Annotated in this window: 26 protein-coding genes; 16 read left to right on the forward strand and 10 right to left on the reverse strand. The window is 67.8% G+C overall.

Going from position 1 to position 26,841, the window contains the following annotated elements; all coding sequences use genetic code 11:
- Positions 1-319: class II fructose-bisphosphate aldolase (locus Q8Q77_RS06945; RefSeq protein WP_305582514.1), on the forward strand; the 319-nt coding region annotated here is incomplete at its 5' end.
- A 10-nt stretch (positions 320-329) separates the two neighbouring features.
- On the opposite strand, the gene Q8Q77_RS06950 is transcribed toward Q8Q77_RS06945, so the two are convergent.
- Positions 330-1,439: an alpha/beta fold hydrolase gene (locus Q8Q77_RS06950; protein ID WP_305582516.1), complete on the reverse strand. Its 1,110-nt coding sequence runs from the start codon at positions 1,437-1,439 to the stop codon at positions 330-332.
- Positions 1,440-1,565: 126 nt separating this feature from the next.
- Between Q8Q77_RS06950 and Q8Q77_RS06955 the strand changes: the two genes are divergently transcribed.
- Positions 1,566-1,823: a hypothetical protein gene (locus Q8Q77_RS06955; RefSeq protein ID WP_305582518.1), complete on the forward strand. Its 258-nt coding sequence runs from the start codon at positions 1,566-1,568 to the stop codon at positions 1,821-1,823.
- Here the strand turns inward: Q8Q77_RS06955 and Q8Q77_RS06960 are convergent.
- The 4 genes from Q8Q77_RS06960 to Q8Q77_RS06975 all read right to left on the reverse strand — a co-directional run bounded on the left by Q8Q77_RS06960 (position 1,820) and on the right by Q8Q77_RS06975 (position 4,818).
- Positions 1,820-3,478, reverse strand: a complete 1,659-nt coding sequence (locus tag Q8Q77_RS06960) for an MFS transporter (protein ID WP_305582520.1) — start codon at positions 3,476-3,478, stop codon at positions 1,820-1,822. The genes Q8Q77_RS06955 and Q8Q77_RS06960 overlap by 4 nt on opposite strands.
- A 101-nt stretch (positions 3,479-3,579) precedes the next feature.
- Entirely contained in the window at positions 3,580-4,071 is a 492-nt protein-coding gene (gene bfr / locus Q8Q77_RS06965) for a bacterioferritin (protein ID WP_305582521.1), read from the reverse strand.
- A 118-nt stretch (positions 4,072-4,189) separates the two neighbouring features.
- Positions 4,190-4,567 carry a cupin domain-containing protein gene (locus tag Q8Q77_RS06970; RefSeq protein ID WP_305582523.1) on the reverse strand — a complete coding sequence of 126 codons (378 nt, stop codon included), beginning with the start codon at positions 4,565-4,567 and terminating at the stop codon, positions 4,190-4,192.
- Between the two features lie 65 nt (positions 4,568-4,632).
- Positions 4,633-4,818 (reverse strand): bacterioferritin-associated ferredoxin, encoded by a 186-nt coding sequence (locus Q8Q77_RS06975; RefSeq protein ID WP_305582525.1) that lies wholly within the window; start codon positions 4,816-4,818, stop codon positions 4,633-4,635.
- A gap of 201 nt (positions 4,819-5,019) precedes the next feature.
- On the opposite strand from Q8Q77_RS06975, the gene Q8Q77_RS06980 reads away from it, so the two are divergent.
- The 7 genes from Q8Q77_RS06980 to Q8Q77_RS07010 all read left to right on the forward strand — a co-directional run bounded on the left by Q8Q77_RS06980 (position 5,020) and on the right by Q8Q77_RS07010 (position 10,403).
- Complete coding sequence (locus Q8Q77_RS06980) at positions 5,020-6,423, forward strand: cytochrome ubiquinol oxidase subunit I (RefSeq protein ID WP_305582527.1); 1,404 nt, start codon at positions 5,020-5,022, stop codon at positions 6,421-6,423.
- Positions 6,420-7,448 (forward strand): cytochrome d ubiquinol oxidase subunit II, encoded by a 1,029-nt coding sequence (gene cydB, locus Q8Q77_RS06985; protein ID WP_305582529.1) that lies wholly within the window; start codon positions 6,420-6,422, stop codon positions 7,446-7,448. Before Q8Q77_RS06980 ends, cydB begins: the two co-directional genes overlap by 4 nt.
- Positions 7,432-7,578 carry a hypothetical protein gene (locus Q8Q77_RS06990; RefSeq protein ID WP_305582530.1) on the forward strand — a complete coding sequence of 49 codons (147 nt, stop codon included), beginning with the start codon at positions 7,432-7,434 and terminating at the stop codon, positions 7,576-7,578. Before cydB ends, Q8Q77_RS06990 begins: the two co-directional genes overlap by 17 nt.
- A 24-nt stretch (positions 7,579-7,602) precedes the next feature.
- A complete protein-coding gene (thiE, locus tag Q8Q77_RS06995) occupies positions 7,603-8,250 on the forward strand; it encodes a thiamine phosphate synthase (protein ID WP_305582532.1) in 648 nt (215 codons plus the stop codon).
- Positions 8,250-8,945: a hypothetical protein gene (locus Q8Q77_RS07000; RefSeq protein ID WP_305582534.1), complete on the forward strand. Its 696-nt coding sequence runs from the start codon at positions 8,250-8,252 to the stop codon at positions 8,943-8,945. The genes thiE and Q8Q77_RS07000 overlap by 1 nt, the downstream gene beginning before the upstream one ends.
- Before the next feature lie 78 nt (positions 8,946-9,023).
- Positions 9,024-9,593: an elongation factor P gene (gene efp, locus Q8Q77_RS07005; RefSeq protein ID WP_305582536.1), complete on the forward strand. Its 570-nt coding sequence runs from the start codon at positions 9,024-9,026 to the stop codon at positions 9,591-9,593.
- 15 nt (positions 9,594-9,608) lie between these two features.
- Entirely contained in the window at positions 9,609-10,403 is a 795-nt protein-coding gene (locus Q8Q77_RS07010; RefSeq protein ID WP_305582538.1) for an inositol monophosphatase family protein, read from the forward strand.
- A 154-nt stretch (positions 10,404-10,557) separates the two neighbouring features.
- On the opposite strand, the gene Q8Q77_RS07015 is transcribed toward Q8Q77_RS07010, so the two are convergent.
- Positions 10,558-12,279, reverse strand: a complete 1,722-nt coding sequence (locus tag Q8Q77_RS07015) for a tetratricopeptide repeat protein (protein WP_305582540.1) — start codon at positions 12,277-12,279, stop codon at positions 10,558-10,560.
- A gap of 102 nt (positions 12,280-12,381) precedes the next feature.
- Here Q8Q77_RS07015 and Q8Q77_RS07020 point away from each other — a divergent pair, with 102 nt between their 5' ends.
- Complete coding sequence (locus Q8Q77_RS07020; RefSeq protein WP_305582542.1) at positions 12,382-13,395, forward strand: glycerophosphodiester phosphodiesterase; 1,014 nt, start codon at positions 12,382-12,384, stop codon at positions 13,393-13,395.
- Here the strand turns inward: Q8Q77_RS07020 and Q8Q77_RS07025 are convergent.
- Entirely contained in the window at positions 13,392-15,242 is a 1,851-nt protein-coding gene (locus Q8Q77_RS07025; protein ID WP_305582544.1) for an ABC transporter transmembrane domain-containing protein, read from the reverse strand. The genes Q8Q77_RS07020 and Q8Q77_RS07025 overlap by 4 nt on opposite strands.
- Positions 15,243-15,361: 119 nt before the next feature.
- On the opposite strand from Q8Q77_RS07025, the gene rpmE reads away from it, so the two are divergent.
- Positions 15,362-15,586 (forward strand): 50S ribosomal protein L31, encoded by a 225-nt coding sequence (gene rpmE / locus Q8Q77_RS07030; RefSeq protein WP_305582546.1) that lies wholly within the window; start codon positions 15,362-15,364, stop codon positions 15,584-15,586.
- Between the two features lie 99 nt (positions 15,587-15,685).
- Here the strand turns inward: rpmE and Q8Q77_RS07035 are convergent, their stop codons facing one another.
- On the reverse strand, positions 15,686-16,192 hold the full coding sequence (locus Q8Q77_RS07035) for a DUF1465 family protein (RefSeq protein ID WP_305582548.1): 507 nt from the start codon (positions 16,190-16,192) through the stop codon (positions 15,686-15,688).
- A gap of 131 nt (positions 16,193-16,323) precedes the next feature.
- Positions 16,324-16,527: a DUF1192 domain-containing protein gene (locus tag Q8Q77_RS07040; protein WP_305582550.1), complete on the reverse strand. Its 204-nt coding sequence runs from the start codon at positions 16,525-16,527 to the stop codon at positions 16,324-16,326.
- Between the two features lie 84 nt (positions 16,528-16,611).
- Between Q8Q77_RS07040 and Q8Q77_RS07045 the strand changes: the two genes are divergently transcribed.
- Positions 16,612-17,586, forward strand: a complete 975-nt coding sequence (locus Q8Q77_RS07045; RefSeq protein WP_305582552.1) for an NAD(P)H-quinone oxidoreductase — start codon at positions 16,612-16,614, stop codon at positions 17,584-17,586.
- A gap of 17 nt (positions 17,587-17,603) precedes the next feature.
- Here the strand turns inward: Q8Q77_RS07045 and Q8Q77_RS07050 are convergent, their stop codons facing one another.
- Positions 17,604-18,482, reverse strand: coding sequence for an SDR family NAD(P)-dependent oxidoreductase (locus Q8Q77_RS07050; RefSeq protein ID WP_305582554.1), 879 nt, complete (start codon positions 18,480-18,482; stop codon positions 17,604-17,606).
- A gap of 246 nt (positions 18,483-18,728) precedes the next feature.
- On the opposite strand from Q8Q77_RS07050, the gene Q8Q77_RS07055 reads away from it, so the two are divergent.
- From Q8Q77_RS07055 to Q8Q77_RS07070, 4 genes are all read left to right on the forward strand, one after another.
- Positions 18,729-21,398 carry a TonB-dependent receptor gene (locus Q8Q77_RS07055; protein WP_305582556.1) on the forward strand — a complete coding sequence of 890 codons (2,670 nt, stop codon included), beginning with the start codon at positions 18,729-18,731 and terminating at the stop codon, positions 21,396-21,398.
- A 664-nt stretch (positions 21,399-22,062) separates the two neighbouring features.
- Positions 22,063-23,577, forward strand: coding sequence for an MFS transporter (locus tag Q8Q77_RS07060; RefSeq protein ID WP_305582558.1), 1,515 nt, complete (start codon positions 22,063-22,065; stop codon positions 23,575-23,577).
- A gap of 15 nt (positions 23,578-23,592) precedes the next feature.
- Entirely contained in the window at positions 23,593-25,125 is a 1,533-nt protein-coding gene (locus tag Q8Q77_RS07065) for an MFS transporter (protein ID WP_305582560.1), read from the forward strand.
- Positions 25,126-25,264: 139 nt separating this feature from the next.
- Positions 25,265-26,764 carry an MFS transporter gene (locus Q8Q77_RS07070; protein ID WP_305582562.1) on the forward strand — a complete coding sequence of 500 codons (1,500 nt, stop codon included), beginning with the start codon at positions 25,265-25,267 and terminating at the stop codon, positions 26,762-26,764.
- Positions 26,765-26,841: the final 77 nt, after the last annotated feature.

The raw sequence follows: 26,841 nt of genomic DNA on the forward strand, positions 1-26,841 counted from the left end.
GGGCGTGCCGGTGGAAGAGATCCAGCGCGGCATCAAGCACGGCGTGCGCAAGATCAATATCGACACCGACAACCGGATGGCCATGACCGGCGCCATCCGCAAGATCTTCGCCGAGCATCCGGGCGAGTTCGACCCGCGCAAGTATCTGAAGCCCGCCATGGACGCCATGCGGGTGGTCTGCCGCCAGCGCATGGAAGAGTTCGGGGCCGCGGGCCAGGCCGGCAAGATCACGCCGATCCCGCTCTCGGTCATGGCCAAGCGCTACGCCGCCGGCGAACTGGCCCCGACGATGGGCATCGCGCGCCACGCCGCCGAGTAGATTTCTCGTTCTATCGCAGAGCCGTCGCCCCACCAGGCGGCGGCTTTCGCGTGTCGCCGACCCGGGCCAGGGGGAGAACATCCCGGCGCATGACCTCGCCGAAGGCTCGTGGCTCCACGATCAGGGCGCTGTGTCCAGCCTTGGGCAGCACGATCGCGGCCTTGTGGGGCGCCCAGACCGAGGCCAGCCATTGAGCGGACAGTTCCGGATCGTCCCACTCCCCGTGGATGAGCACGATCGGCGTCCGATAGCCGACGCCGAGGGAGGTGGCCTGGAAACGGCCATGCTCCTTGCTCACCTCGGTAAAGTGGTGACGGGTCGCCTTGCCGGCCCTCTGCGCGGCCAGCAACTCCGCGATGCTCCAGCCAGGTATGGCGAGCGCGAGGTCGCGGTCATCCGCCGCCGTGCGCCCCTCGCTCGGCCTCACCACCGCCTCGAGGGCTTCGAAGGCCTCCGTCTCCGAAGCGGCGTAGGGCGGCGGTCCGAGAGCCGTGAGACCTGAAACGGTCGTCTGGTCGCGGGCATCCTGCGCCCAACTCATGGCACGATCATAGGCGCGCCGTGGCTCGGCGGGCTGATCGATCTCTTGGCCCGTACCGACATAGACCGAGAACAGCTCAGGCCGCGCCTTGATCATTTTCAGGGCGCTGATAGAGCCGAATGACACGCCGAGCAGCGCGATCCGCTCCTTGCCCAGACGGCGGCGCAGGTACTGCGCGACGGCGATCCCATCGGCGGCCAACCCATCCTGGGTCAGGGCTGGATCGATTCTGCCGCCGGCCCGCGCGAAGGTCTTGCCGGCCCCCTGTCGGTCCCAATGCACCAGCGTGAAATCCCGCTCATAGGGCAGGAACAGCGGCGCGAGCAGGTTGCTGGTCCCGCCATGGCCACCGGCGTCGATCAGCAACACCGGGTTGGCACGGTCCTGGCCGCGAATGGTGATCCACTGCTCGACGCCGTTTATCGCGACGAAACGGGATTCCTGGATACCGTGGGGCGTCCGTATGGCAAGCCGCCCGGCCATCCGATGCTGAAGCCAGGTCCGATAGCCTTCCGCCACGCCGACGATCAGGCCCAAGCCCACAAGAACCATGATCGTCCAGCGCCCAAGCCTCCGCATTCGCCCCTCCGGTCTACGCGTGTAATCTTCATAGATTACACGCGTAGACCCTGGTCAAGCCATGTGGACTTCGCCGGCGTCGGACGACGGCCTGGAACCTCCACGCGCGTCGCGATTTGCTAGGGCATGAACCGCCTCGCTCCGGTGCTGCTCCTGATCCTCGGCCTGGCCGGCGTCGCCGCGTTCGGCGGCTGGACCTTCTATGCCGGGTCCAGCATCGGCGGCGGCTGGTCGAGTCTCGCCCCCATCATGCTCTATGTGGTCGGCGGCGTGCTGGTGGTGGGCGCTCTGGCCGGCGGGCTCATGTGGCTGGCCTTCTATTCCGCCCGGCGCGGCTATGACGAGCCCTATGACGTGAACCGGCCAGGCGGCGGGCGCCCCTAGTCCACATTGGCCCCGCGCATCTCGGCCAAGAAGAAGAAGCCCACGACCGCCGTGAACAGGGCGATGGCCACCGGGTACCACAGCCCGAAATAGATGTTGCCGGTGGCCGCCACCATGGCGAAGGCCGTGGTGGGCAGGAAGCCGCCGAACCAGCCGTTGCCGATGTGATAGGGCAGCGACATCGAGGTGTAGCGGATCCGCGCCGGGAACATCTCCACCAGCGCCGCGGCGACCGGGCCGTAGACCATGGTCACGTACAGCATCAGCAGGAACAGCAGGCCCACCACGGCGGGCTTGTTGACCAGGGCCGGATCGGCCTTGGCGGGATAGGCGGCCTCGCCGAGGGTCGCGGTCAGGTTCTTGGTCCACAGGGCCTTGGCGGCGGCGAACTCGACCTTGGCCAGGGGCCGGCCGTCGAAGCTCCTCACCTCGGCCTGGCCGATGCGGATGACCGCCGTGGCGCCGGCGGGCGCGACCTGGTTTTCGTAGGTGACCCCGGCGGTGGACAGGGCCGACTTGGCCACGTCGCAGGACGAGGTGAAGGCGGTCTTGCCGACGGGATCGAACTGGAACGAACAGTCGGCCGGGTCGGCGATCACCGTCACCGGGGCGCTGGCCGAGGCCGCAGCGAGCGCCGGATTGGCCGCCACGGTGAGCGCGTTGAAGATCGGGAAATAGGTGACGGCCGCCAGCAGGCAGCCCGCCAGGATGATCGGCTTGCGGCCGATCTTGTCCGACAGCCAGCCGAACACCACGAAGAACGGCGTCCCCAGCACCAAGGCCACCGCGATCAGCATGTTGGTGAGCGCCCCGTCGACCTTCAGGGTCTTCTCCAGGAAGAACAGGGCGTAGAACTGGCCGGTGTACCAGACCACCGCCTGACCGGCGGTGAGGCCCGCCAGGGCCAGGATGACGATCTTGAGGTTCTTCCATTCACCGAAGCTCTCGGTGAGCGGCTTCTTTGAGGTGGTCCCCTCATCGACCATCTTCTGGAAGACCGGGCTCTCGTTGAGCCGCAGCCGGATCCACAGCGAGACACCCAGCAGGATCGAGGAGACCAGGAACGGGATGCGCCAGGCCCAGGCCTTGAACACCTCCTCGCCCAGCAGGGTGCGGACCAGAAGGATGACGATCAGGCTGAGGAAGAGGCCGAGCGTCGCGGTGGTCTGGATCCAGCTCGTATAGAGGCCGCGCTTACCCGGCGGCGCGTGCTCGGCCACATAGGTCGCCGCCCCGCCGTACTCGCCGCCCAGGGCCAGGCCCTGCAGCAGACGCATGAGGATGAGCGCGATGGGCGCGGCCACCCCGATCTGGTCGTAGCCGGGCAGCAGGCCCACCGCGAAGGTCGAGAGCCCCATCAGCAGCATGGTGACCAGGAACGTGTTCTTGCGGCCCCAGAGGTCGCCCAGCCGGCCGAACACCAGGGCGCCGAATGGCCTCACCGCAAAGCCCGCGGCGAAGGCCAGCAGGGCGAAGATGTAGCCGGTGGTCTCGTTGACGCCCGAGAAGAAGTGCTGGGTGATGAACCCGGCCAGCGAGCCGTAGAGGTAGAAGTCGTACCACTCGAAGACCGTCCCGGCCGAGGCCGCGCCGATCACCAGCCGATGGTTCTTGGTCCCGACGTCGCTGATCTCACCCGCTGTCGTCTCGGCCATCCCGCTCCCCCACCATCGTCGGGGTGGAGCCTAGCTGCATTTCAGCGTGGTTCGAAAGCCATTCCGGGCGTCACCCCCTCCCCCCAAGGGGGAGGGCCCCTCTAGTGCCCGCCGCCGCCTTCCAGCTCGCCCATCGCGCTCTGCAGGTAGTTCTGCTCACCCAGCGCCTTGACCAGGCTGAGTTGGGTCTCAAGGAAGTCGATGTGCTCCTCGGTGTCGGTGAGGATTTCGCGCAGGATCTGGCGGGAGACAAAGTCGGCGGCGGCCTCGCACTCCTTGACGCCTTCCACCTGGTCGGCGCGGCCGGCGAGCTCCACGGCGAGGTCGGCGGACATGCACTCGGGCACGGTCTCGCCGATCTTCAGCTTGTGCAGGTCCTGCAGGTTGGGCAGGCCGTCCAGGAACAGGATGCGCTTGATGAGCTTGTCGGCGTGCTTCATCTCGCCGATCGACTCGTCGTAGGTGATCTTGGCGAGCTTCGCCAAGCCCCAGTTCTCGTACATCCGCGCATGCAGGAAGTACTGGTTCACCGAGGTCAGCTCATTGGTGAGCACGGCGTTGAGCCGCCGGATGATCGCCTTGTCGCCTTGCATGTGAACCTCCTCGAATCCCGTAGCGAGGGGCAAACTCTTCCGGCGCGCAATCTGTGTCAAAGCCTATGTTTGCAAGTGATTCCGCGTTTCGTTCGCAAGCACGGCCGGCGCGCCGGAATCAGGCGAGATGGGCCGTCTGGCTGGCGATCGACTTGCTCATCGGGCTCTCGACGTCGCCCGTGTGCGCCGTTTCCGCCGGCTCGATCAGCATGAGCCAGACCTCCTCGTCGGCCAGGGGCGAATGCTCGACGCCGCGCGGGACCACGTGGAAGTCGCCGGGGCCCAGCACCGCGTCGTCGCGGTCGCGATAGCGGATCGTCAGGATGCCGCGATGGACCATGAAGAACTCGTCCTCGTCGGCATGGGCGTGCCAGACGAACTCGCCTTTGGCCTTGGCCAGCTTCACGTACTGGCCGTTGGCGGCGGCGACCACGCGCGGCGACCAGTAGTCGGCGATGGCGGCGAACTCGTCCTCGAGGCGGCCTATGGCGGGCATGCGGGTCCCCGTTCACTGCGGAACGGAGCAAGTCATAACCTGACGAAGATGGCGGCTTCCAGCGCCTATTCGGCGGCGTAGCGGAGGGCTTCGTCCTGCTCGGCGATCATCTGGCGCATGTCGCAGACGCAGCGCGCGCACTGGGGTTGCGAACCACAGGCGCGGAACACCTGAGCCGGGCGGCAGGCGCCGGACTCGATGGCGGCGCGGACTTCGCGCTCACGGATGCCGTTGCAATTGCAGACGTACAAAGCAGTTCTCTCCGACGACGTCCCACATCTATCAAATGCGAACGCCGTTGCAACTCATTTGCAACAACCGTGCCTAGAGCTCGGGGCGCCTGCGGCGGTTTGTCGCTGAGGCCAAGCTTGGCGTAACGCGTTGTACGGCGTGAGAGTGCGCCCCCGCCTGCAGTCAACGAAGATCGCGGCGCGCCATTGAAGGTTGGGACCATGGACCTCGACGCTCTGTTGCTGTCGCGGCTGCAGTTCGCCTTCACCATTGCGTTCCACATCATCTTCCCCAGCTTCACGATCGGACTGGCCAGCTACCTGGCGGTGCTGGAAGGGTTGTGGCTGACCAGCCGCAACGAGGTGTTCAAGACCCTCTATCTGTTCTGGCTGAAGATCTTCGCCATCTCCTTCGGCATGGGCGTCGTGACCGGGGTGGTGATGAGCTACGAGCTCGGGGCGAACTGGAGCGTCTTCTCCGCGGTCAGCGCGCCGGTGATCGGCCCCCTGTTCGCCTTCGAGGTGCTGACCGCCTTCTTCCTGGAGGCGAGCTTCCTGGGGATCATGCTGTTCGGCTGGAAGAAGGTCGGGCGCGGCCTGCATTTCACCGCCACGGCCCTGGTCGCGGTCGGCACGCTGATCTCCGCCTTCTGGATCATCTCGGCCAATAGCTGGATGCAGCATCCGACCGGCTTCGCACGCACGCCGGAGGGCGGCCTGATCGCCGTCGACTGGATGGCGGTGATCTTCTCGCCCAGCTTCCCCGAGCGGCTGATGCACATGGCGCTGGCCGCCTATCTGACCACCGCCCTGGTGGTCGGGGCGGCCTCGGCCTGGCGGCTGCTCAGGCGCCCGGACGAACCGGAATCCTCCATGGCCCTGCGCATGGCCATCGGCATGTTCGCCATCGTCGCGCCGCTGCAACTGGTGATCGGCGACCTGTCGGGCAAGGAGGTCCTGCGCCTGCAGCCGGCCAAGCTGGCGGCCATCGAGGCGTTCTGGGAGACCAGGCCCGAACAGGCCTTCCACATCATCGCCTGGCCTGACCGCGAGCTCGAGGCCAATCGCTGGGAGATTTCCATACCCAAGGTGGGTAGCCTGATCACCGCCGGGAGCATCAGCGCCGAGGTCCAGGGCCTGAAGGCCTTCGCGCCGCAGGACCGCCCGCCGGTCGCGATCGTGTTCTGGGCCTTCCGGATCATGGTGGGATTGGGCGTGGCCATGATCGGGCTGGGCGCCTGGGGCGCCTGGCTGAGTTGGCGCGGCGGACCTGAGCGGTCGCGGTGGTTCCTGCGCGCCTGCGTGGCCATGGGACCGGCGGGCTTCGTCGCGGTGATTTCCGGCTGGGTCGTCGCCGAGGTGGGCCGCCAGCCCTGGGTGATCTACGGCGTGCTGCGCACCGCCGACGCGGCCTCTCCGGTGGGGGTCGGCCAGGTCTCGGCCTCGCTGCTGGGTTTCCTGGTGGTCTACGCGGTCATCTTCTCGGTGGGGGTGCTCTACATCCTGCGCATGATCGCCGAGGGGCCGGTCTCCGGTTCGGAGGAGCCCCTGCCCGACGGCCTGCGCGCGCCGGGCTCGGCGCTGGCGGCCACGCCCCCCGACCCAGGTCCGGGAGGCCGGCCATGAGCAGTCTCGACCTACCGCTGATCTGGGCCGGGGTAATCGCCACGGCGGTGCTGCTCTATGTGCTGCTGGACGGCTTCGATCTCGGCGTCGGCATCCTCTTCCCCTTCGCCCGCACCCCCGCCGACCGCGACCTGATGATGGACTCCATCGCCCCGGTCTGGGACGGCAACGAGACCTGGCTGGTGCTGGGCGGCGGCGGCCTGTTCGCGGCCTTCCCCCTGGCCTATGGCGCCATCCTGCCGGCCCTCTACCTGCCGGTGACCCTCATGCTGCTGGCCCTGGTCCTGCGCGGGGTGGCGTTCGAGTTCCGCATTCGGGGCCGCCGACGTGGCAAGGCGTTCTGGACGGCGGCCTTCGCCGGCGGATCGCTCACTGTCGCCATCGCCCAGGGTTTCATCCTGGGAGGCTTCATCCAGGGCGTGACCCTGAAGGGGAGCCAGTTCGCGGGCGGCCCGTTCGATTGGTTCACCCCCTACACCGTCCTGGTCGCCGCCGGCTTGACAGCCGGCTACGCCCTGCTGGGCGCCACCTGGCTGGTCTGGAAGACGCAGACCGACCTGCACGGCGACGCGCGCCGCTGGGCGATCCTGGCGACCTTGGCCACGGCGGGCCTGCTGGCCACGGTCAGCCTCGCCACCCTCTTCGTCCATCCCCGGATCGCCGAGCGCTGGGGTTTCGGCGCCGCTGGGTTCGACCTGGCGGTCTTCCTGCCCCACCTGCCGATCCCGCTGCTGGGCTTGGCGGGCCTGGCGATCCTCGGTCGGGGCCTGGCCCGCAGGTCGCACGGCTGGCCGCACGTGGGCGCGACCCTGGTCTTCCTGTCAGGGTATGCGGGTCTGGCGGCGGGCTTCTTCCCGAACATCGTGCCCTACGACATGACCTTCCGACAGGCGGCCAACCAGGACAACGCGCTCGCCCTGATGCTGGTCGGCGTGGCCATCCTGCTGCCGGTGATCCTGGGCTACACGGTCTGGGTCTACTGGCTGTTCCGCGGCAAGGTGACCGCCGATGCGGGCTATCATTGAGCCCCCGCCCGAACCGGGCGAGCCCTCGCCGCCGATCTGGAAGCGGCTCTCCTGGTTCGCGGGCCTGGCGGTCGCGAGCTCCCTGGCCACCGCGGCTGTCGCCTACCTGCTGAAGGCGCTGTTGCGCTGAGGCCCGGACGGTTAGAACGCGGCCATGACCGCCGACTGCCGCCTCTACATCATCACCCCGCCGCGCATCGACGACCTGGCCGGGTTCGGACGGATCCTGGCCCACGCCATGGACGCCGGCGACGTGGCCGCCCTGCAGATCCGGCTGAAGGACCAGCCCGACGACATCATCGCCGCGGCCGTGGACGTGCTCATGCCCATCGCCCAGGCGCGGGGGGCCGCGGTGATCCTCAATGACCGGCCCGACCTGGCGGCGGAGCTCGGCTGCGACGGCGTGCATGTGGGCCAGTCGGACACACCCTATGCCGAGGCGCGCCGCATCATGGGCCGCGAGGCCATGATCGGCGTCACCTGCCACGACAGCCTGCACCTGGCCATGGAGGCGGCCGAGGCCGGCGCCGACTATGTCGCCTTCGGGGCCTTCTTCCCCACCACCACCAAGGACGCGCCCACGATCGCCGACCCGGAGATCCTCACCGGCTGGCAGTCGCACGTGGAGACTCCCTGCGTGGCCATCGGCGGGATCACCGCCGATAACGCCGCCCCGCTCGCGGCCGCAGGCGCCGACTTCCTGGCGGTCTCGGCCGGGATCTGGGCCCATCCGCAGGGTCCGGAGGCGGCCGTGAAGGCGCTGAACGCGGCCATCGCCGCCGGGCTCGCGGATCGCGGCTAATGGCCGATCTGCTGACCCAGGCCGTACGCAACAACGCCGAATGGTGCTCGCTCGTCTGCGCCACGCACGGCGCGGCGGGTCGGTTCGAGTTCGCGGCCTGGGTCTGCCGAGACCTGACTCCGGACTACTATCCGAACCTGGTCACGCTGCGCGCCGATTGTTCGGCGGCTCAGACCGCCCTTGCGCAAACCCTGACCGACTATCCCGAAACCTTGGGGATCAAGGACAGCTTCCGCACGCTGGACCTGGCGCCGCACGGCTTTCGACGCGCCATCGAGGGTCACTGGGTTCGCTACGCCCAGGCGTCCTCGCCTCAGACGAATCTCGACTGGCGTCCCTTGACCACCGTGGCCGAGCTTGGGCGCTGGGAAGTCGCCTGGGGTGGCGATGTCCATAGGGGCCAGAGGCGCGTGTTCCTGCCGGCGATTCTGGCTCTCAGTTCGACTCATTTCCTTGCGGGCTATTTCGACGAACGACTTGTGGCAGGCGGGATCGTCACCCACGCCGATGGGGTCGCGGGCCTCTCCAACATCTTCACCGCGCCGGACGTGCCCGACCTGGTAGACGCCGTGCTTGCCGAAGCCCGACGCGTCGCCGACGGCACGCCGCTGGTGGGGTGGCGGGCCGGAGACACGAATGCCGAAGTCGGCGAGAGCTTGGGTCCGCTTCAAGTCTGGCTCCGCGAGCGCAAATAGGCGCTCGCCTTGCTTTAAGTCCCCCGTCCAACTAGGTTCCGCGCCCGAATTTCCCGTGTGCGCGCGCAAAGCGACCCCATGTCCAAGATCTCCGCCAACCTGATCAAGCCCGGCAATATCCTGCAGCATGAGGGCTCACTCTGGGTGGCCGTGAAGACCGTCCATGTGAAGCCCGGCAAGGGCGGCGCCTTCGCCCAGGTGGAGCTCAAGAACATCCTGGACGGCCGCAAGCTCAACGAGCGCTGGCGCACCTCCGATACCGTCGAGCAGGTCCACCTGGACCAGAAGGACTGCACCTTCCTCTACGAGCAGGGCGACACCCTGGTCTTCATGGACCAGGCCAATTACGAGCAGACCGAGCTCTCCAAGGACTTCGTGGGCGAGGATCAGGTGCGCTTCCTGCAGGACGGCATGGCCGTGAAGCTGCAGACCTTCGAAGAGCGCCCGATCAGCATCGCCTTGCCCGACCACGTGGTCCTGACCATCGTCGAGGCCGACGCCGTAGTGAAGAACCAGACCGCCTCCTCATCCTACAAGCCCGCCAAGGCCGACAACGGCATGCGGATCCTCATCCCGCCCTATATGGAAGCCGGCGAGCGCGTATTGGTCTCCACCGAGACCGGCGAATACGTCCGCCGCGCCGACTGATCGGAACTTAAAGCCGTGTCCACGCAAACCGCCCTCCTCAAGGTCATGACCGACGCCGCCCGCAAGGCGGCCCGCGGTCTCAATCGCGACTTCGGCGAACTGTCGGAGCTCCAGGTGGCCAAGAAGGCGCCGGCCGACTTCGTCTCGGCCGCCGACTTGAAGGCCGAGCAGACCATCTTCGAGGTCCTGCAGAACGCCCGGCCCGGCTACGGGTTCCTGGGGGAGGAGCGGGGCCTGATCGAGGGCACCGACAAGACCCACACCTGGATCGTCGACCCGCTGGACGGCACCACCAACTTCCTGCACGCCATCCCGCACTTCGCCATCAACATCGCCCTGCAGCGCGACGGCGCCATCGTGGCGGCGGTGACCTACAATCCCGCGACCAACGAGCTGTTCTGGGCTGAGAAGGGCAAGGGGTGCTTCGTCAACGACAAGCGCCTGCGGGTGGCCCAGCGCACCCGCCTGGACGAGAGCGTGCTCGGCACCGGCATCCCGTTCCTCGGCCACGGCCAGCACGCCCGGTTCCTGAAGGAGCTGCACCAGATCAGCCAGCGGGTGGCCGGCGTCCGCCGCTTCGGCGCCGCGTCCCTCGACCTGGCCTATGTGGCGGCCGGCCGGCTGGACGGGTTCTGGGAGCGCGACCTGAAGCCCTGGGACATGGCGGCGGGCATGCTGCTGATCACCGAGGCCGGCGGCAAGGTCACCTCCGCCGACGGCGGTGACGACATCCTGGAGAGCGGCGGCGTCTGCGCGGCCAATCTCGACCTGCACCCTCTGATGATGGATCGCCTGAAGGCCGCGGCCTAACCGCTCCCAGATCCTCCCCCAGCGCACAGCGCGTAGAGGGGGAGGTGGCGCGTCGCCTCTATCGGCGACGTGGCGGAGGGGGTTGAAGCCCACAGAAGAGAGTCAAAGCCCCCCTCAGTCACCTGCGGTGACAGCTCCCCCAAGAGGGGAGCATCTAGTGTCCAGCCCACTCTTCCAGCGCCTCGGCGATCCGGTCCATGGCGTCGGGCCAGCGGTCGAGTTGCGGCGGGCTGAACACGCGGGCCTGAGGATACCAGGGATAGGCGTCCGTCCCAAGCTGGGTCCAGGTCCTGCGCGGGGTGATCAGCCAGACCGGCGCGCCGGTCGCACCCGCCAGATTGGTCGTCACATTGGACGGGCCGATCACCAGGTCCAGCGCGCCGCAGAGCGCGGCGACGTCGTCCAGGTCATCCTTCAGGTCGAGCCCCGGCGGGGTCCAAAGGCCCGGAACCGCGCCGACGCCGTACTGCAGGTTGACGAAGGTGACGCCCGGCGTGGCCAACACCGGCGCCCAGGCCTCGAGCGGCGCGAAATAGCGGACACGCTCTGCGTCCATCACCAGGCTCTTCCAGAGCACACCCACCTTGCGGCCCGGCCCGGCGCCTTGCAGCACGCCGCGCCAACGGTCCACGCGGGCGCGATCGGCCTGCAGGAACCCGTCCGTCCCTTCGAAGGCTTCCGCGGAGGGCCGCAGCCGCGCCAGGGGCTGGCCCATGACGGCCCACGCGTCGAACTCGCCGGTCCGGTCCTTCAGGAAGGGCGCGGCGCGGGCGTTGTGGTGATCGACCTTGAAGCTGGCGTGCGCGCCCACCTCGGCGTCGGGGAACGAGCGGGCGAACAGCGGGACCAGACGGGGCTCCACCGCCAGAACCAGCTTGCCGTCAGGCCCCAGTTCGCGCGCCAGGTCCGGCAGGATGTTGGCGAACAGCACCTCGTCGCCCAGCCCCTGCTCGCCGACCACCAGCAGGGTCTTGCCCGACAGGTCCAGGTCATTGCGCCAGGGCGGCGCCTCGACCGCGAAATGGACCGCGTCCTCATAGGCGGGATCGCGCCGCGCATCATAGGCCGCCCAGCCGCCAGGCAGGTCGCCCAGGGCCAGCAGGGCCCAGGCGCGCGCCACGCGCATGGCGCCGGCCTCCGGGCCCGGGACCGCGGCGATGGCGGCGTCGAAGTCGGCGATGACGCCTTCGGACACACCCGCCGCCAGCCGCGCCATGGCGCGGTTGTAGCGGGCGCCGGCGAAGCCGGGTTCGAGGCGCAGGGCCTCGTCGTAAAACACCAGCGCCTGCTCGGTGTGACCCTGCAGGGTGAGGACCGAGGCTAGGGTGTTCCACAGCATGGCGCTGTCGGGATTGGCCTGGATGGCGCCGCGCAGGGTCTCGACCGCCTGGCCGAACTTCATCTGGTCGCGCTGGGCGATTCCCAGATTGTTGAGCGCATCCACGGAGCCCGGCCGCCGGGCGAGATAGGCGCCGAGCAGGCCCTCGGCGACGCGGGCCATGCCCATCTTCAGCGCCAGGCGGGCGAGATCGTTGGCCAGTTCCGGTTCGTCGGGGGAAAGGCCCAGCGCGGCCTCATAGGCCTGCAGCGCGGCGGTGAAGTCGCCGGACTTCTCGCGGCAGATGGCCAGGATGTGCCAGGCCAGGCCGCTGCGTTCGTCGATCTCCAGCGCCGCGAGCGCGGCCTTGGCGGCGTCGTCCCGGCGTCCGGCGCGCATGGCGTCCAGCGCCTTGCGCAACAGCGGCTGCAGCGCGGCCGAGTCGACCTGCGCCACCTGGTCGCCCAGCCGGCGCACAGCCGCCTTCGACCCCGCGTCGCCGGCGGCGGCGGCTAGCGCGGGCGCGGAAGGCTTGGGCGGGTTGGTGATTTCGATCATCTCGGCGCGGCGGGTCGACCCGATGGTAGCGCACGATCGCGGTTACCGCGCGGCTAACGGAGAGCTTGACGAAACCGTCGCAAGCCGCGGCTAGATCGAGCCATGCACCTGACCCGCCGCGCCGTCGTCGCCTCCGCCGCCCTGGCCGCCGCCACCCCGGCGCTCGCCAAGCCAAGGCCCATCGTCATCGCCCATCGCGGGGCCAGCGGCGAGCGGCCCGAACACACGCCCATGGCCTATCGCCTGGCCATCGACCAGGGCTGCGACTTCATCGAGCCCGACCTGGTGCTGACGAGGGACGGCGTGCTGGTGGTCCGCCACGAGAACGAGATCGGCGAGACCACCGACCTGGCTGCCCGCCCCGAGTTCGCCGCGCGCAGGACCACCAAGGTGATCGACGGCGAGCGGCTAGAGGGCTGGTTCGCCGAGGACTTCACCCTGGCCGAACTGAAGACCTTGCGGGCCCGTGAGCGCCTGCACGAGCTTCGCCCGGGAAGCGCGAAGTTCGACGGCCGCGAGGCCATCCCGACCTTCCAGGAAGTGATCGACCTGGCCAAGGCCGAGAGCCGCCGCGTGGGCCGCACCATCGGCGTCTATCCCGAGATGAAGCACCCGGCCTTCCTGGCCAGCCAAGGCTTGCCCATCGAGGCGCGGCTGGCCGATGCGCTGAAGACCAACGGCCTCGACAGCCGCACAGCCCCGGTCTTCGTCCAGTGCTTCGAGGCCGAACCGCTCAAGGCCTTCGCCAAGCTGTCGAAGGCTCGGCGCGTGCAACTGGTCGGCGGCGACGCGCCCCAGATGGTCTCCGCCGAGGGTCTGAAGGCGATCGCCGGCTATGCCGACGGGGTCGGTCCCGACTGGTCGCTGGTCCTGCCCACCGTGGAGGGCGCCCTGGGGCCGCCGACGCCGCTGGTGGCCCAGGCCCACGCGCTCGGCCTGGCGGTGCATCCCTGGACCGTGCGCGCGGAGAACCGCTACCTGCCGCCCAGGCTGCGGCGCGGCGCCGGGGTCGCCGAGCATGGCGACGCCGAAGCCTTGTGCCGGGCGCTCTACGCCGCGGGCGTCGACGGCCTGTTCAGCGACTTCCCCGCCATCGCCGTGGCGGCGCGGACCTAGGCCGCCTCGTTCCCGAACTGCAGGGCAGCCAGTCGCGCATAGAGCCCGCCACGGGCCGAGAGCTCGGCGTGGGTGCCCTGGTCGACGACGCGGCCGGCCTCCATCACAACGATGCGGTCGGCCTTGAGCACGGTGGCCAGGCGGTGAGCGATCACCAAGGTCGTGTGGCCGACCATGGCCTCCTCCAGCGCCTTCTGGACTAACCGTTCGTTCTCGGCGTCGAGCGCGCTGGTGGCCTCGTCCAGCAGCAGGATCGGCGTCTCGCGGATCAGGGCCCGGGCGATGGCCAGGCGCTGCTTCTGCCCGCCCGACAGGCTCTTGGCCCGCTCGCCCAGCGGGGTGTCGAAGCCCTGGGGCAGGGCGTCGAGGAAGGTCTCGGCCTGGGCCGCACGGGCGGCCTCGCGGATCTCGCCGGCGCCGGCGGCCTCGCGGCCGAAGCGGATGTTCTCGAAGGCGGAGCCGGAGAACATCGGCGAATCTTGCGCCACCAAGGCCATGCGGGCGCGAACCTCCCGGGGATCGGCCTCGCGGATGTCGACCCCGTCCAGGCGGATCGTCCCGGACTGGGGATCGTAGAACCGCAGCAGCAGCCGGAAGACCGTGCTCTTGCCCGATCCCGACGGGCCGACCAGGGCCACCCGCTCGCCGGGCGCCACCTTCAGGTCGAAGCCGACCAGGGCGGGCATGTCGGGGCGCGAGGGATAGGCGAAGTCGACGGCCTCGAAGGCGATCTCGCCGCGCGCCGGCGCCGGCAGCGGCCTGGGGTTCGCCGGCGGGGCGATGCTGGGCCGGGCGGCCAACAGTTCGGAGATGCGCTCCATGGCGCCGGCCGCCTTCTGCACGTCGCCCCAGGTCTCGCCCAGCGCGCCGACCGAGCCCGCGGCCATCACCGAGAGGAAGGCGAACTGGAACAACGTCCCCCAGCTCATGTCGCCGCGCAGGCCGGCATGGACCCCCAGCCAGAAGATGCCGACCACGCCGCCGAACACCAGGGCGATGACCATGGCGGTCATGACCGCGCGCGCCGTCATCCGCCGCAGGGAGGTTCGGAAGGAGGCCTCCACCGCGTCGCCGAACCGCTGGGCGCCCGCCGCCTCACGCCCGAAGGCCTGGACGGTTTCCAGCGCATCCAAGGTCTCGCCCGCATGGCCGACGGCGGCGGCGAACTGGTCCTGGGTCGAGGTGGTGAGCTTGCGCACCCTGCGTCCGAACAGGAACAGCGGCAGGATGATCACCGGAAATGTCAGGACGACCAGGCCGGTCAGGCCCGGGCTCACCACCACCAGCAGGATCAGGGCGCCGATCAGGGTCAGCAGGTTGCGCAGGGCCACGGAGATGGAGGTGGAGAGCAGGTTCTCCACGATCTGGATGTCCGTAGTCAGCCGCGACAGCACCTCGCCGGTGCGCGTGCTCAGGAAGAAGGTGGGGTCCAGGGTCAGGATGTGGGCGTAGGCGGCCTTGCGCAGGTCGGCTACGATCCGCTCGCCCAGCTTGGTGACGAAGAAGTAGCGAAGCGCCGAAGAGAGCGCCAAGGCGACCGCCACCCCGCCCAGCAGCCAGAACCAGGGGTCGACGGAGGCGGCGCTGAGGTCGGGGCCGGTGAGCTCGTCGACCAGCAGCCGAATGGCCCCGGAGAGCCCCAGGGTGGCCGCTGTCGCGGTCAGCAGGAAGAGGCCGGCGAAGCCCGCGTCGCCCTTGTGCATGGCGAGGAACGGCAGCAGATGGCCCAGCGACTTGACGTTGCGGCTGCGGGCCCGCCGCTCGGCGGCCTCACTCAGATCCTGCGCCAGGGCGGCGCCGGCGCTGGGCCGCCCGTCGACGGGGGCCTCGGCGGCCAAATCACTCATGAAAACCAGCGCCCTTGCTCTTGCCCCGCCTTTTCCTGTATAGGCGCGGCTTCCTCGCGCCCGGCCTCGCGGTCAGGCGTGCATATTTCTGCCGCTCCTTTACGTCGGTTGCCCTCGCGATGAAACAAGACACCCACCCCGACTACCACTTCATCACCGTGGTGATGGTCGACGGCACCAGCTATCCGACCCGCTCGACCTACGGGAAAGAGGGCGCGACCCTCAACCTGGACATCGATCCGAAGACGCACCCGGCCTGGACCGGCGGCAACCAGACCCTGCTGGACCGCGGCGGCCGCGTTTCGCGCTTCAACGCCAAGTTCGGCGGCTTCACCCGCAAGTAGGCCTCTGCGCCCGGAAGGGCGGCGAGGCCCTCGGCAGATACGAAAACGCCGCGCTCATCGCGCGGCGTTTTTTGCTGTGCGTTTCGGGGTGGCGGGCGGCTAGCCGCCGAACGCCGCCTGCAGCCGGTCGAACTGATTCTGCACGGGATTGGGCGTCTCGTCGGCGGAGTCTTCCACATACATGCGGCGGTCGAGATGGCGGACGCGCTCATAGAGGCGTTCGGAACGGTCCAGCAGGCCGAGCAGGCCCGACGGCAGCGCCTCTTCCGTGGCCCCGCGGCACACGTCCTCGGCGCCCAGGCGATAACGGTCCTCGCAGGCGTTCAGCGCCGGCATGTCGCCCTCGCGCACCGCGCGCTGGACCAGCAGCCAGGAGGCCACCTGCATCAGCCGGGTGGTGAGGCGCATGCTCTCGCCAGCATAGGCCAGCGCGGCGTTGCGCGACAGGAGCTTGGATTCCTGGCGGCCCGAGCCGTCCAGGTAGCCGGCGGTCTCCTCGACCAGATCCATGCCTTCCTGGAAGGTGCGGTCGAAAAGCTCGGAGCGGGCGAAATCCTGGATGACATCCGCCCGCCAGGCTCCGGCCTGGACAATTCCTTCGTTCATTTAAGCACTTCGCCTCTAAATCGTCGCCCAAGGACGGACGCTGTTCTTGGCCTGGAGGACTGCAACCCCCGTGCCAAGCTCGCGCGCCTGTTATCGACGATCCCCCGTTTACGCATCGTTATCCCTAGCTTTCAGCCTGGACGGGAAAACAGCGCGTCGGCCTGGGCGCGCACGGCGCCTTTCTTTTCGATCTGGGCGCGGCAGCGGGCGATCTCGGCCTCGAGGGCTTCGATGCGCTCCTCCAGCTCGCCCACGCCATAGAGCTCCAGGTCTTCGCGCATGGCCTCGGTGAGCCGTTGGCCGCGGGCGATACGGACTTCCGCCGGTTCTTCCATCAAAGACCTCCCCTTGTCGGGCGTCGTCGAACGTCTATCTGACTTGCACCCAAGTTAGCGGCAATGATCCGGAGAGTCCCACCCATGAGCGACACGATGACGGCCATCGCCGTGGAGGACGGCCGTGGGCCGGCCGAGGCCCTGAAGCCGGTGACGATCGAGCGTCCGGTTCCCGGCCCGGGACAGATCCTGATCAAGGTGGCCGCCGCCGGGGTGAACCGGCCCGACATCATCCAGCGCATGGGCTTCTATCCGCCGCCGCCCGGTGCGCCGCCCACCTTGGGCCTGGAAGTCGCCGGGGTGGTCGAGATCGGCGCCGGGCGCTGGAAGGCAGGCGACAAGGTCTGCGCGCTGCTGGGCGGGGGCGGCTATGCGCAATACGCCGTCTGCGACGCCCGTCACGCCCTGCCGATCCCGGAAGGGCTCGACTTCGTCCAGGCCGCCGCCCTGCCTGAAACGGTGTTCACCGTCTTCGCCAACGTGTTCGAGCATGGAAGCCTGAAGTCGGGCGAGACCCTGATGGTGCACGGCGCCACCTCCGGCATCGGCACGACGGCGATCCAGATGGGCAGGGCCGCCGGCGCCAAGGTGATCGCCACCGCCCGAGGCGCGGCCAAGGCGGCCGAGGCGCTGAGCCTGGGCGCCGACGTGGCCGTCGACGCCGGCGCGGAGGATTTCGCCGAGGTCGCCAAGGCCAACGGCGGCTGCGACGTGGTGCTGGACATGGTCGGCGGCGACTATTTCGCCAAGGACCTGGAGGCGCTGAAGACCGGCGGCCGCATCGTGTTCATCGCCGCCCAGGCAGGGGGCGAGGTCAATCTCAGCATCATGCGACTGATGCAGAAGCGGGCCCTGGTCACCGGCTCCACCCTGCGGCCCCGCGACGCCGACGAGAAGGCCCGCCTGGCCGCCGAGATCGAACGCGTGGTCTGGCCCTGGATCGCAGCGGGCAAGGTCAAGCCGATGGTCGACAAGACCTTCCCCCTGGCCCAGGCCGCCGCGGCGCACGCCCACCTGGAGAGCGGCGGCCATGTCGGCAAGGTGATGCTGGTCGTCTGACCGGCCGCCTGACCGCTTCAGCCTGACTGGGCGTCCTGCGCCTGGGCGGCCTCAAAGGTCGCCCGGCGCTCCTCCATCATGCGCGTCCGTTCCTGGCGCATCTCAGGGTCCCAGGAATTGCGTGGTCCCACGAACAGGCCGCCGTCCACCATCAGGTGCGCGCCCGTGACGAAGGCGCTGTCCTCGGTGGCGAAGAACAGCACCGCGGCGGCGATGTCGGCCGGCAGGCCGGCCTTTTCGATCGGCTGGGTGTTGGGTGCGCTCTGGGCCATGGTCTGCTTGATCATGGTCGCCAGGCCCGGCGGCACGGCCTCGGCCGGGGTGAATATGTTGGTCAGGATCAGGCCCGGGCAGATGGCGTTCACCCGGATGCCGTCTCTCGCCAGGTCGGCGGCCGCCACCCGGGTCAGATGGATCACCGCGGCCTTGGCGGTGGAATAGGCGATGGGGCCGTAGCCTGCCTGGGTCCCGGCGATCGAGGCGGTGTTGATCACCGAGCCGCCGCCCCGGGCCTTCATGTGCGGGATCGCATAGGTGATACCCAGCGCCACGGAGCGCACCAGCAGGGCCTGGACGCTGTCCCAGGCCGCCCCGGTCATGTCGGCCATGCGGTTTGGCGCGCCGCCAGCCCCTGCATTGTTGAACAGCACGTCGATTCCACCGAAGCGGGCGCCGGCCTCATCCATCAGGGCCTTGATCTGGCTCTCGTCGGTGACGTCGCAATGGCGATAGGCGACCTGTCCGTCGAACTTCGCGGCCAAGGCTGCCCCTGCGCCGTCGCTGACGTCGCCGACCAGGACGCGCGCGCCCTCATCGACGAACCTCTCGACGGTCCCCAACCCGATCCCGGAACAACCTCCGGTGATAACGGCAACCTTACCTTTCAACCGATCCAAACGCTCGCTCCCCCGCCCGCGGCGAGTTTTCTGGCCACGCCGCCCCCTTCAGCATCAGGCATCCTCGCCTGTCCCGCAAACCGAAAATTCGAAAATTTCATCAACCGGTCTGGGTTGTGTCCGAACCATGGCGATCAATTACTGGGTTGTAATAAATTTCATTGACGCCCCGTCATCCGTACCGCAGCTTAAAAGAAAACGCAGCAATCGCGTGGGCCATAGAGCCTGGGTCGGGGAGGACCAATGATGCGTCACAGAATCCACCTTATGGTGTCCACTGCGATATCTGTCGCACTGTTAGCGGGTGCAGCAGAGGCGCAGACGACAATCGAGGAGCTGGTCGTCACCGCCGAGCGGCGCGAACAGAGTCTTCAAGACGTCCCGGTCGCGGTGACGGCGTTCACGTCGGAAAAGCGTGACCTGATCGGCATCAACACCGTCGCCGACATGACGAATTTCACACCCGGTCTGCAGTATTCCAGCCAGCTCGACCGGACGAGCCTGCGCGGGGTCGGCCGTCTGACCAACGTGCACGCCGCCGACGGCGCCGTGGCGATCTACAACGACGCGGTCTACACCTCGTCGACCGTGCTGGCCGGCGCCAAGGGCCCGATCTTCGTCGACCGGGTCGAAGTGCTGCGCGGCCCGCAAGGCACGCTCTACGGCCGTAACTCCATCGGCGGGGCGATCAACGTCGTCTCCAAGCGGCCCACCGACGAGATGAGCGGCGAGATCCGCGCGACCTACGCCAACTACAACCGCACGGTGCTGGAAGGCGCCGTCTCCGGCCCGACCATGATCCCCGGCGTCAACTTCCGCCTGGTGGCCAACTGGGACAAGCAGACCGAAGGCTGGATCGAGAACATCGTCCCGGGCTATCCGGACGAGGGCAACATCATCGACACCAAGATCGTCGAAGGTCAGCTCAGCTTCGAGTTCAACGACAACTTCGAGGGCTGGGTCAGCGTCTCGCTGCTGAAGTGGGACAATGGCGGCGGCGGGCCCGGCTCGCGCCAGACCTGGACGCCCGCGCCCTATCCCACCTATTCCTCGCCCATCGCGGGCCTGGTGATGAACCCGGGCTATGGCTGCAGCGGCATCCCGACCGCCGTGGTGAACGCCTCGCCCATGGGCTGCGTCAACCCGGCGGTCAACGATCCGCGCAAGATCGCCTCGACCGTGCCCTACAAGGTGCGGCTGGAGGACACCGTCGTGGTGGCCAGCGAATGGATCTACCACTTCGACAATATCGACCTGAAATACATCACCGGCGGCACGCGCTATCACTACTACCTGCGCGGCCCCACCCCGGTCGATCAGACCGCGCCGATCACCTCCTACACCCTGCCGGGCGGGCTGGTGATCAATCCGCGCTACGAGTTCGACTACCAGGAGATCGAGCAGTGGTGGAGCCACGAGCTCAACCTGACCTCGACCCATGACGGTCCGCTCCAGTGGCTAGGCGGGCTCTACTATTTCCACGAAACCTACGACCAGCCGGTCTTCACAGAGATGAAGAGCCAGGCCCAGGTCGCCGGTCCCTTCGGCGTCCCGGGCGCGCTCTGCGCCCGCACCTTCGGCGTCTGCGCGCCCAACGCCAACCAGCGCATCTACGACAACCGGCCGCACCTGGACATCGAGTCGTCCGCCGTCTTCGGCCAGATCGACTGGGAGTTCGCCGAGACCTGGAAGATGACGCTGGGCCTGCGCTACTCCAAGGACAAGAAGTACGGCTACGAGGAGGTGCGCGTCCTGTGCTTCGCGGTGGCCGCCTGCTTCGCGGCCCCGGAACTCAACCCGGTGATCCCCGGCGGCATCCCGGTGGTCGACCTGACCCAGTTGCCGACGGTGGTTTCCTCCCCGGCCGCGGGGACGCCCCTCCCCAAGGGGGTCTCGACCTACACCACCTATGACCCGGCCAGCGGCTTCGCCCGGCGCGGCTATGACGACAGCTGGTCGGCGGTCACCGGCACGGCGGGCCTGCAATGGGAGCCCGATGACGACACCATGATCTACGGCCGCTACAGCCGCGGCTACAAGGCCGGGGGCTACCGGATCGGGATCGACACGGTGCTGGGAGCCGCGCCCTTCACCGACGAAGAAACCGCCGATGCCTTCGAAATCGGCATGAAGAAGAACTTCGCGAACCTGCAGACCAATGTCGCGATCTTCCACTACAGCTACCAGAACGCCCAGGTGCCGCTGACAGTGGCCTCGACCTCGGGCGGCCTGGCTCAGGCCCAGTCGATCTTCTACAACATCCCCGAGGCCATCTCGCAGGGCTTCGAACTTGAGACGATCTGGCAGCCGATCGACAACCTGCAGATCCTGTTCAACTATTCCTACAACGACGCCCACATCACCGAGTCGATCGGCACCGTCGACCCCGCCGATCCCGCCGCCCTGGATCCCCAGGCCCGGCCCGTCGGCACCACCACCACCACGGACGTCTTCACCGCCGGCGTCCCCGGCGGCGGCTTCCAGCGCGGCCAGAACCTCGACGGCCAACATCTGCCCAACGCCGCCAAGAATAAGTTCGCCATCAATGTGAACTACACCTGGGAAATGGCGGACGGCGGCTCGGTCACCCCCTCGCTCAGCTACATCTGGCGCGACGAGCAGTACGGCAGCGTCTTCAACCGCAGCTACACCCTGTCTCCCTCCTGGGATCAGATCGACGCGCGGATCACCTGGCTGATGCCCGGCGAGAAGATGAAGATCATCCTCTGGGGTAAGAACCTCGCCGACGAGATCGGCTACGAGGGTGGGGCCACCGGCTTGCGCCGCGCGGGCGTCGTGAACCGCAACACCTTGGCCGGCCAGCCGCCGATCAATGTGGTCCAAGGCATCGCCAGCACCTACCCGCTCACCCCGCCCCGCACCTTCGGGATCGAGCTCCAGTACAAGTTCTTCTGATCCTCGGCCGGCGACAGCCGGCCGATCCAGACGTTTATAAGTGACGCGTAAGTGTTCCTCACCAAGCCAACTTTGGGCGCCCTGTCGATCGGGGCGCCCAATTTTTGCCCTCCGCCGAGCCGCCCCGCGGCCGGCCCGCCCCGCACCTTCGGGGTGGAGGTCCAGTACCGCTTCTAGGCCTTACTCGACATAGGCCAGACGGGCGCGCCGGCCTCCGGCGCGCCCGTTTTGCTGTCCGGCGCGCGGCGTCAGCGGCCCGTTTCTTGTGCCGGGAATGTTCCGGTAAAGCGCTCAGCGAACGCGGTGAAGCCTTGCAGTGCCGGGGTTGGGCGAGCGGCTTTGTGTCAGGAATGTAAGATCAAAAGCGTTGACGGTACGGAACGCGTCCCGCACGCTTTATCCAATTGAGATTTGGACGCCGCGCCCGGCTTCAAGGCCGGGGACGGCGCCCGCCAAGAATAATTGTCCGTGCGATCGTGTCGTGCGGCGGGAGGAACACGTTGGATCGCGGCCGCCATGCGCCGACCGACCGCGGGCCCATGGGCGGGCCCGGCCATTCCGCCGCACTCCGACCGACTCTCATTTTTCAACGCGCCGCCGATCGGCGCATCCGGCCGTCGAGTTTTTCGCGATGCGGCCGAAGCCATTACGCCTGGAGACCCGCATGACCGCGACGGCGACCATTATCGACCGCCCGCCCCTCAGCCTCGCCACCAAGCTGCTCTACGGCGTCGGATCGGTCGCCAGCGCCGTGAAGCTCCGCAGCCTCTCCACCTTCCTGATGATCTTCTACAATCAGGTAGTGGGTCTGCCGCCGGCGATGGTCTCCCTCGTCCTCATGTGCGCGCTGATCTTCGACGCGATCGTCGACCCGCTGATCGGCCAGATCTCGGACAATTTCAAATCCAAGCTCGGGCGGCGCCATCCGTTCATGTACGCCGCCGCCGTCCCGTTCTCCCTGGCCTTTTTCCTGCTCTGGAACCCGCCGGTCGGCTGGTCGGATGAGGCCCTGGTCGGCTACCTGCTGGCCTGCCTGCTCACCTTGAGGTTCTTCGACACCTTCTTCGAGCTGCCGCACAGCGCCTTGGCCCCCGAACTGGCCAAGGACTACAACGAGCGCACCAGCCTCATCTCCATCCGCATGCTGTTCGCCGTGATCGGCGGCCTGGGCATGACCGTCATGGCCTATCAGGTCTTCCTCAAGGAGAACCCGGACGGCTCGGGCGGCGTGCTCGCCCGCGACGGCTACTTCGCCTATTCGCTCACCGCCGCGATCCTGGTGTTCACCGCCATCCTGGTCTCGACCCGCGGGACCCAGAACCAGATCCCCTATCTGCGCAAGGCGCCGACCCGCAAGATCACCTTGCCGGCCATGGCCAGGGAGGTCGCCCACACCCTCAATAACCGCGCCTTCGTCGTGGCCACCCTGACCGGCATGTGCATCGCCATCGCCGCCGGATCGCGGAACGGCCTGGAGATCTATTTCGGCCTCTATTTCTGGGAGCTGAAACAGAGTCAGCTCGCCCTGCTGTCGATGATCACCGTGGCCGGCGCCGCCACGGGCGTCCTGCTGGCGCCCCTGGTCGCCAAGCGCCTGGGCAAGAAGTACGGGGCCATAACCCTGTTCGCCAGCGCCCTGCTTGTCGGCATATCCCCGGTGATCGCGCGGCTGATGGGCGTGATGCCGCCCAATGGCACGGACCTGCTGTTCGGCCTGCTGGTGGTCGAGACCGTCATCAACACGGCGCTCGCCGCCGGGACCGGCGTGATCCTGGTGTCCTTGGTGGCCGACGTCATCGAGGACGCCGAGGTCAAGACCGGGCGACGGTCGGAAGGCCTGCTGCTGTCGGCCGACAACCTGTTCAAGAAGATCGTCTCAGGCGTCGGCGTGTTCATCGCCGGCTCAATCCTGGCCTTCATCAACTTCCCAGAGAACGCCAAGCGCGGCGCGGTCGACCCCGAGGTGATCCACAACCTCGGCATGATCTACATCCCCACCGTGGGCCTGCTCTACGGCCTGGGGATCTGCTGCCTGTTCGCCTTCAACATCGATCGGGCCAAGCACGAGGACAATCTGCGAAGGCTCCGCGAGACCGCCGAGCAAGCGGGGGTGGTCGAGGAGGCCGCCTCATCCACCAGCATCGCGGGCGGCGTCGCGCCGCTGGGCTCCAAGGCCTAGTCCGGGGCTACGATCATGACCGACGCCGTCGCCGGCCTGCCGCCGCGTCCGCCCATCGTCTTCCGCACCAAGGCCCTCTACGGCCTGGGGGCGGCGGCCAACATCATCAAGCAGCGCGGGATCACCACCTTCCTGCTGCTGTTCTACAATCAGGTCGTGGGCCTGCCGCCGGCCATGGTGTCGACGGCGATCATGATCGCCCTGATCTTCGACGCCTTCGTCGACCCCACCATCGGCCAGATCTCCGACAACACCCGCACCCGCTGGGGCCGGCGCCACCCGTTCATGTACGCCGCGGCCTTACCGGTCTCGATCGCCTTCTACCTGATCTGGAATCCGCCGGTGGGCTGGGAGCACGAAGCCCTATTCGCCTACATGCTGGTCTGCCTGCTGACGATCCGCCTGTTCGACACCTTCTTCGAGCTGCCGTCCTCGGCCCTGCTGGCTGAGCTGACCGCCGACTACGACCAGCGCACCAGCATTATCGCCATCCGCTCGTTCTGCGGCGTGGCCGGCGGACTGGTCATGCAGCTGCTGGTCTACCAGGTGTTCCTCAAGAAGAACGCCGACGGGACCGGCGGCCTGCTCGAGCGCGACGGCTGGCAGCTGTATTCCATCGTCGCGGCGATCACGATCTTCACGATCATCCTGATCTCCAGCGCCGGCACGAACCACCAGATCCCTTATCTGCGCAAGCCGCCGACCCGGAAGATCACCATCCCCGCCATGCTACGCGAGGTCGCCGCCACCCTGAACAACCGCTCCTTCGTGGTGCTGACTATCTCCGGCATGTTCATGAACGTGTCGCTGGGCCTCAAGACGGCGCTGGAGCTCTATTTCAACCTCTATTTCTGGGGTCTGACCCAGGGCCAGCTGGCGATCATGACGGTGACCGGCGTGGTCGCCAGTATCATCGGAGTGACGCTGGCCCCGATCATCTCGGGCAAGATCGGCAAGCGCTATGCGGCCATCACCATGTTCTTCGGCGCGGTGGTCGCCCTGCTGCTGCCCATCGGGCTGCGCATCCTTGGCGTTATGCCGCCGAACGGGACGCCGCTGCTGTTCGGCATCCTGATCGTCGACTTCATGGCCAACGGGATCATGGCGATCATGACCGGGGTGATGTTGCAGTCGATGATCGCCGACGTGGTGGAGGACTCCGAGGTCAAGACCGGCCGCCGCTCCGAGGGCCTGCTGTTCTCGGCCGACAACCTGTTCAAGAAGATCGTCTCGGGCGTCGGCGTCTTCGTCTCGGGGGTGCTGCTGACCTTCGTGGCCTTCCCGCAGGGCGCCAAGCCGAACGAGGTCGACCCGGAGCTGCTGCGCAATCTGGCGCTCATCTACCTGCCGACCATCGGCGGGTTCTACGTCGTCGCGATCAGCTGCCTGTTCCTCTACCGGATCGACAAGTCGGTCCACGAGGAGAACCTGCGCAAGCTGGCGCAGGGGGCGCTGGAAGTCCGTACGACCGACGCCCAGATCGAGGCCGGCTCGCCCGCCGCGACCGGCCCCGCCGGCGACCTGTCGCCGGTCGCACCGAGACCCTGAACCGCACTGGAGACTCGCACGCGGTTTCGCCGCGTTCGCAATTTTGCCCTTTGCGAACCAGCGTTTTACCGCGAATGTCGTACCGAAAATTCGAAGGGCATGCGGCATGAACCGTAGCCATAGGGAAGCGGAAACCCCCATGACCGACATCACCGCCGGCGCCACAGATCTCGTCCCGGCCCCGGCCAAGCTGGGTGTCCCCACCAAGGTGCTCTACGGCTTCGGCTCGGTGGCCTTCGGGGTCGCAGGCCTCGGGCTCTCGTCCTCGCTGCTGCAGCCCTATCTCAACAGGGTCATCGGCCTGCCGGCCCTCTGGGTCGGGACGGCGATCATGCTGTCGCTGATGCTCGACGCGGTGATCGACCCCGCCATCGGCCGCTGGTCCGACAAGCTGCGCACCCCCTGGGGCCGGCGCCATCCGCTGATGTATTGCGCGGCCCCGCTGGTGGCGATGGCCTGTATCGGCTTCTGGAACTCGCCGGCCGACTGGCCGCTGGAAGCGACCGGGGTCTATCTGATCGGCATGCTGCTGCTGCTGCGGCTTTGCGTCAGCCTCTATGAGGTGCCGAGCGCCGCCCTCGGCCCGGAACTGACCACCGACTACCATCAGCGCACCAGCCTGTTCAGCTATCGGTTCTTCTTCGCCGTGGTCGGCGGCCTGGGCATGAACGTGGTGCTCTACCAGGTCTTCCTGAGCCCTGCGGCGGGCGGGGTCCTGAACCGCGGGGCCTACGCCCAGTACGGCCTGCTGGCCGCCACGGTGATGGGGATCTCGATCCTGGTCTCGGCGCTCGGCACCCACAACCAGATCCCGCGCCTGAGCAAGCCCGCGGTGCGCAAGATCAGCTTCGCCGCGGCGATGAAGGAGGTGTTCGACACGCTGAGCAACCGCTCGCTGGTGGTGGTCATGCTGTCGGGTCTCTGCTCGGGCATCGGCACGGGCATGAGCTATGCCCTCAGCCAGTACTTCTATCTGGAGCTCTGGGGCCTCACGGCCGCGCAGATCTCTTACCTGTCCGTCGCCGGCGCCCTGGCCTCGATCAGCGCGATCCTGATCGCCGGGCCCGCCTCCAAGGCGCTGGGCAAGAAGAAGGCGATGCTGGTGCTGTTCTCCGCCTATTGGGCGACTTCGCTGCTGCCGCTGACCCTCAAGCTCGCCGGCGTGATGCCGCCCAACAGCTCACCAGCCGTGTTCCTGTTCCTGCTGGCGGACGGCTTCGTCTACACCACCCTGGTCATCGCCGGCCTGATCATCATCTCCTCGATGATCGCCGACGTGGTGGAGGACGCCGCGGTCAAGACCGGCGTGCGCTCCGAGGGCCTGCTGTTCGCCGCCAATGGCCTGCTGCCCAAGTTCACCGCCGGGATCGGCGTGTTCGTGGCCGGCTTGCTGCTGACCTTGGTCGCCTTCCCGAAGGACGCGGCCCAGGGCGCGGTGGACCCGGCGATCATGCTGCGGCTGGTGTCGATCTATCTGCCGGTCATCGCCGTCATGAACGGGCTGTCGGTGCTGGTGCTGCTCTTCTACCGCATCGACCAGAACGCCCATGAGCAGAACCTCGCCACCCTGAAGGAGGCCGCCGCGGACCTGGAGAAGGCTTCCGAGGTCGCGCCGGACCTGATCCCGCCTCGCATCTAGCCGGCGCTTGCTGTGATTTACATCGTATAACATAATTGCCCGAACGGCGGGGAACGGCTGAAGATGGCCACCTGACA

It is taken from the genome of Phenylobacterium sp. (assembly GCF_030698145.1).
GTDB lineage: Bacteria > Pseudomonadota > Alphaproteobacteria > Caulobacterales > Caulobacteraceae > Phenylobacterium.

Bases quoted from the DNA above. Each gene is read 5' to 3' on its own strand.
- Q8Q77_RS06950 (WP_305582516.1), bottom strand. From the start codon at position 1,439: ATGCGGAGGCTTGGGCGCTGGACGATCATGGTTCTTGTGGGCTTGGGC.
- Q8Q77_RS06955 (WP_305582518.1), top strand. From the start codon at position 1,566: ATGAACCGCCTCGCTCCGGTGCTGCTCCTGATCCTCGGCCTGGCCGGC.
- Q8Q77_RS06960 (WP_305582520.1), bottom strand. From the start codon at position 3,478: ATGGCCGAGACGACAGCGGGTGAGATCAGCGACGTCGGGACCAAGAAC.
- bfr (WP_305582521.1), bottom strand. From the start codon at position 4,071: ATGCAAGGCGACAAGGCGATCATCCGGCGGCTCAACGCCGTGCTCACC.
- Q8Q77_RS06970 (WP_305582523.1), bottom strand. From the start codon at position 4,567: ATGCCCGCCATAGGCCGCCTCGAGGACGAGTTCGCCGCCATCGCCGAC.
- Q8Q77_RS06980 (WP_305582527.1), top strand. From the start codon at position 5,020: ATGGACCTCGACGCTCTGTTGCTGTCGCGGCTGCAGTTCGCCTTCACC.
- cydB (WP_305582529.1), top strand. From the start codon at position 6,420: ATGAGCAGTCTCGACCTACCGCTGATCTGGGCCGGGGTAATCGCCACG.
- Q8Q77_RS06990 (WP_305582530.1), top strand. From the start codon at position 7,432: ATGCGGGCTATCATTGAGCCCCCGCCCGAACCGGGCGAGCCCTCGCCG.
- thiE (WP_305582532.1), top strand. From the start codon at position 7,603: ATGACCGCCGACTGCCGCCTCTACATCATCACCCCGCCGCGCATCGAC.
- Q8Q77_RS07000 (WP_305582534.1), top strand. From the start codon at position 8,250: ATGGCCGATCTGCTGACCCAGGCCGTACGCAACAACGCCGAATGGTGC.
- efp (WP_305582536.1), top strand. From the start codon at position 9,024: ATGTCCAAGATCTCCGCCAACCTGATCAAGCCCGGCAATATCCTGCAG.
- Q8Q77_RS07015 (WP_305582540.1), bottom strand. From the start codon at position 12,279: ATGATCGAAATCACCAACCCGCCCAAGCCTTCCGCGCCCGCGCTAGCC.
- Q8Q77_RS07020 (WP_305582542.1), top strand. From the start codon at position 12,382: ATGCACCTGACCCGCCGCGCCGTCGTCGCCTCCGCCGCCCTGGCCGCC.
- Q8Q77_RS07025 (WP_305582544.1), bottom strand. From the start codon at position 15,242: ATGAGTGATTTGGCCGCCGAGGCCCCCGTCGACGGGCGGCCCAGCGCC.
- rpmE (WP_305582546.1), top strand. From the start codon at position 15,362: ATGAAACAAGACACCCACCCCGACTACCACTTCATCACCGTGGTGATG.
- Q8Q77_RS07035 (WP_305582548.1), bottom strand. From the start codon at position 16,192: ATGAACGAAGGAATTGTCCAGGCCGGAGCCTGGCGGGCGGATGTCATC.
- Q8Q77_RS07040 (WP_305582550.1), bottom strand. From the start codon at position 16,527: ATGGAAGAACCGGCGGAAGTCCGTATCGCCCGCGGCCAACGGCTCACC.
- Q8Q77_RS07045 (WP_305582552.1), top strand. From the start codon at position 16,612: ATGAGCGACACGATGACGGCCATCGCCGTGGAGGACGGCCGTGGGCCG.
- Q8Q77_RS07055 (WP_305582556.1), top strand. From the start codon at position 18,729: ATGCGTCACAGAATCCACCTTATGGTGTCCACTGCGATATCTGTCGCA.
- Q8Q77_RS07060 (WP_305582558.1), top strand. From the start codon at position 22,063: ATGACCGCGACGGCGACCATTATCGACCGCCCGCCCCTCAGCCTCGCC.
- Q8Q77_RS07065 (WP_305582560.1), top strand. From the start codon at position 23,593: ATGACCGACGCCGTCGCCGGCCTGCCGCCGCGTCCGCCCATCGTCTTC.
- Q8Q77_RS07070 (WP_305582562.1), top strand. From the start codon at position 25,265: ATGACCGACATCACCGCCGGCGCCACAGATCTCGTCCCGGCCCCGGCC.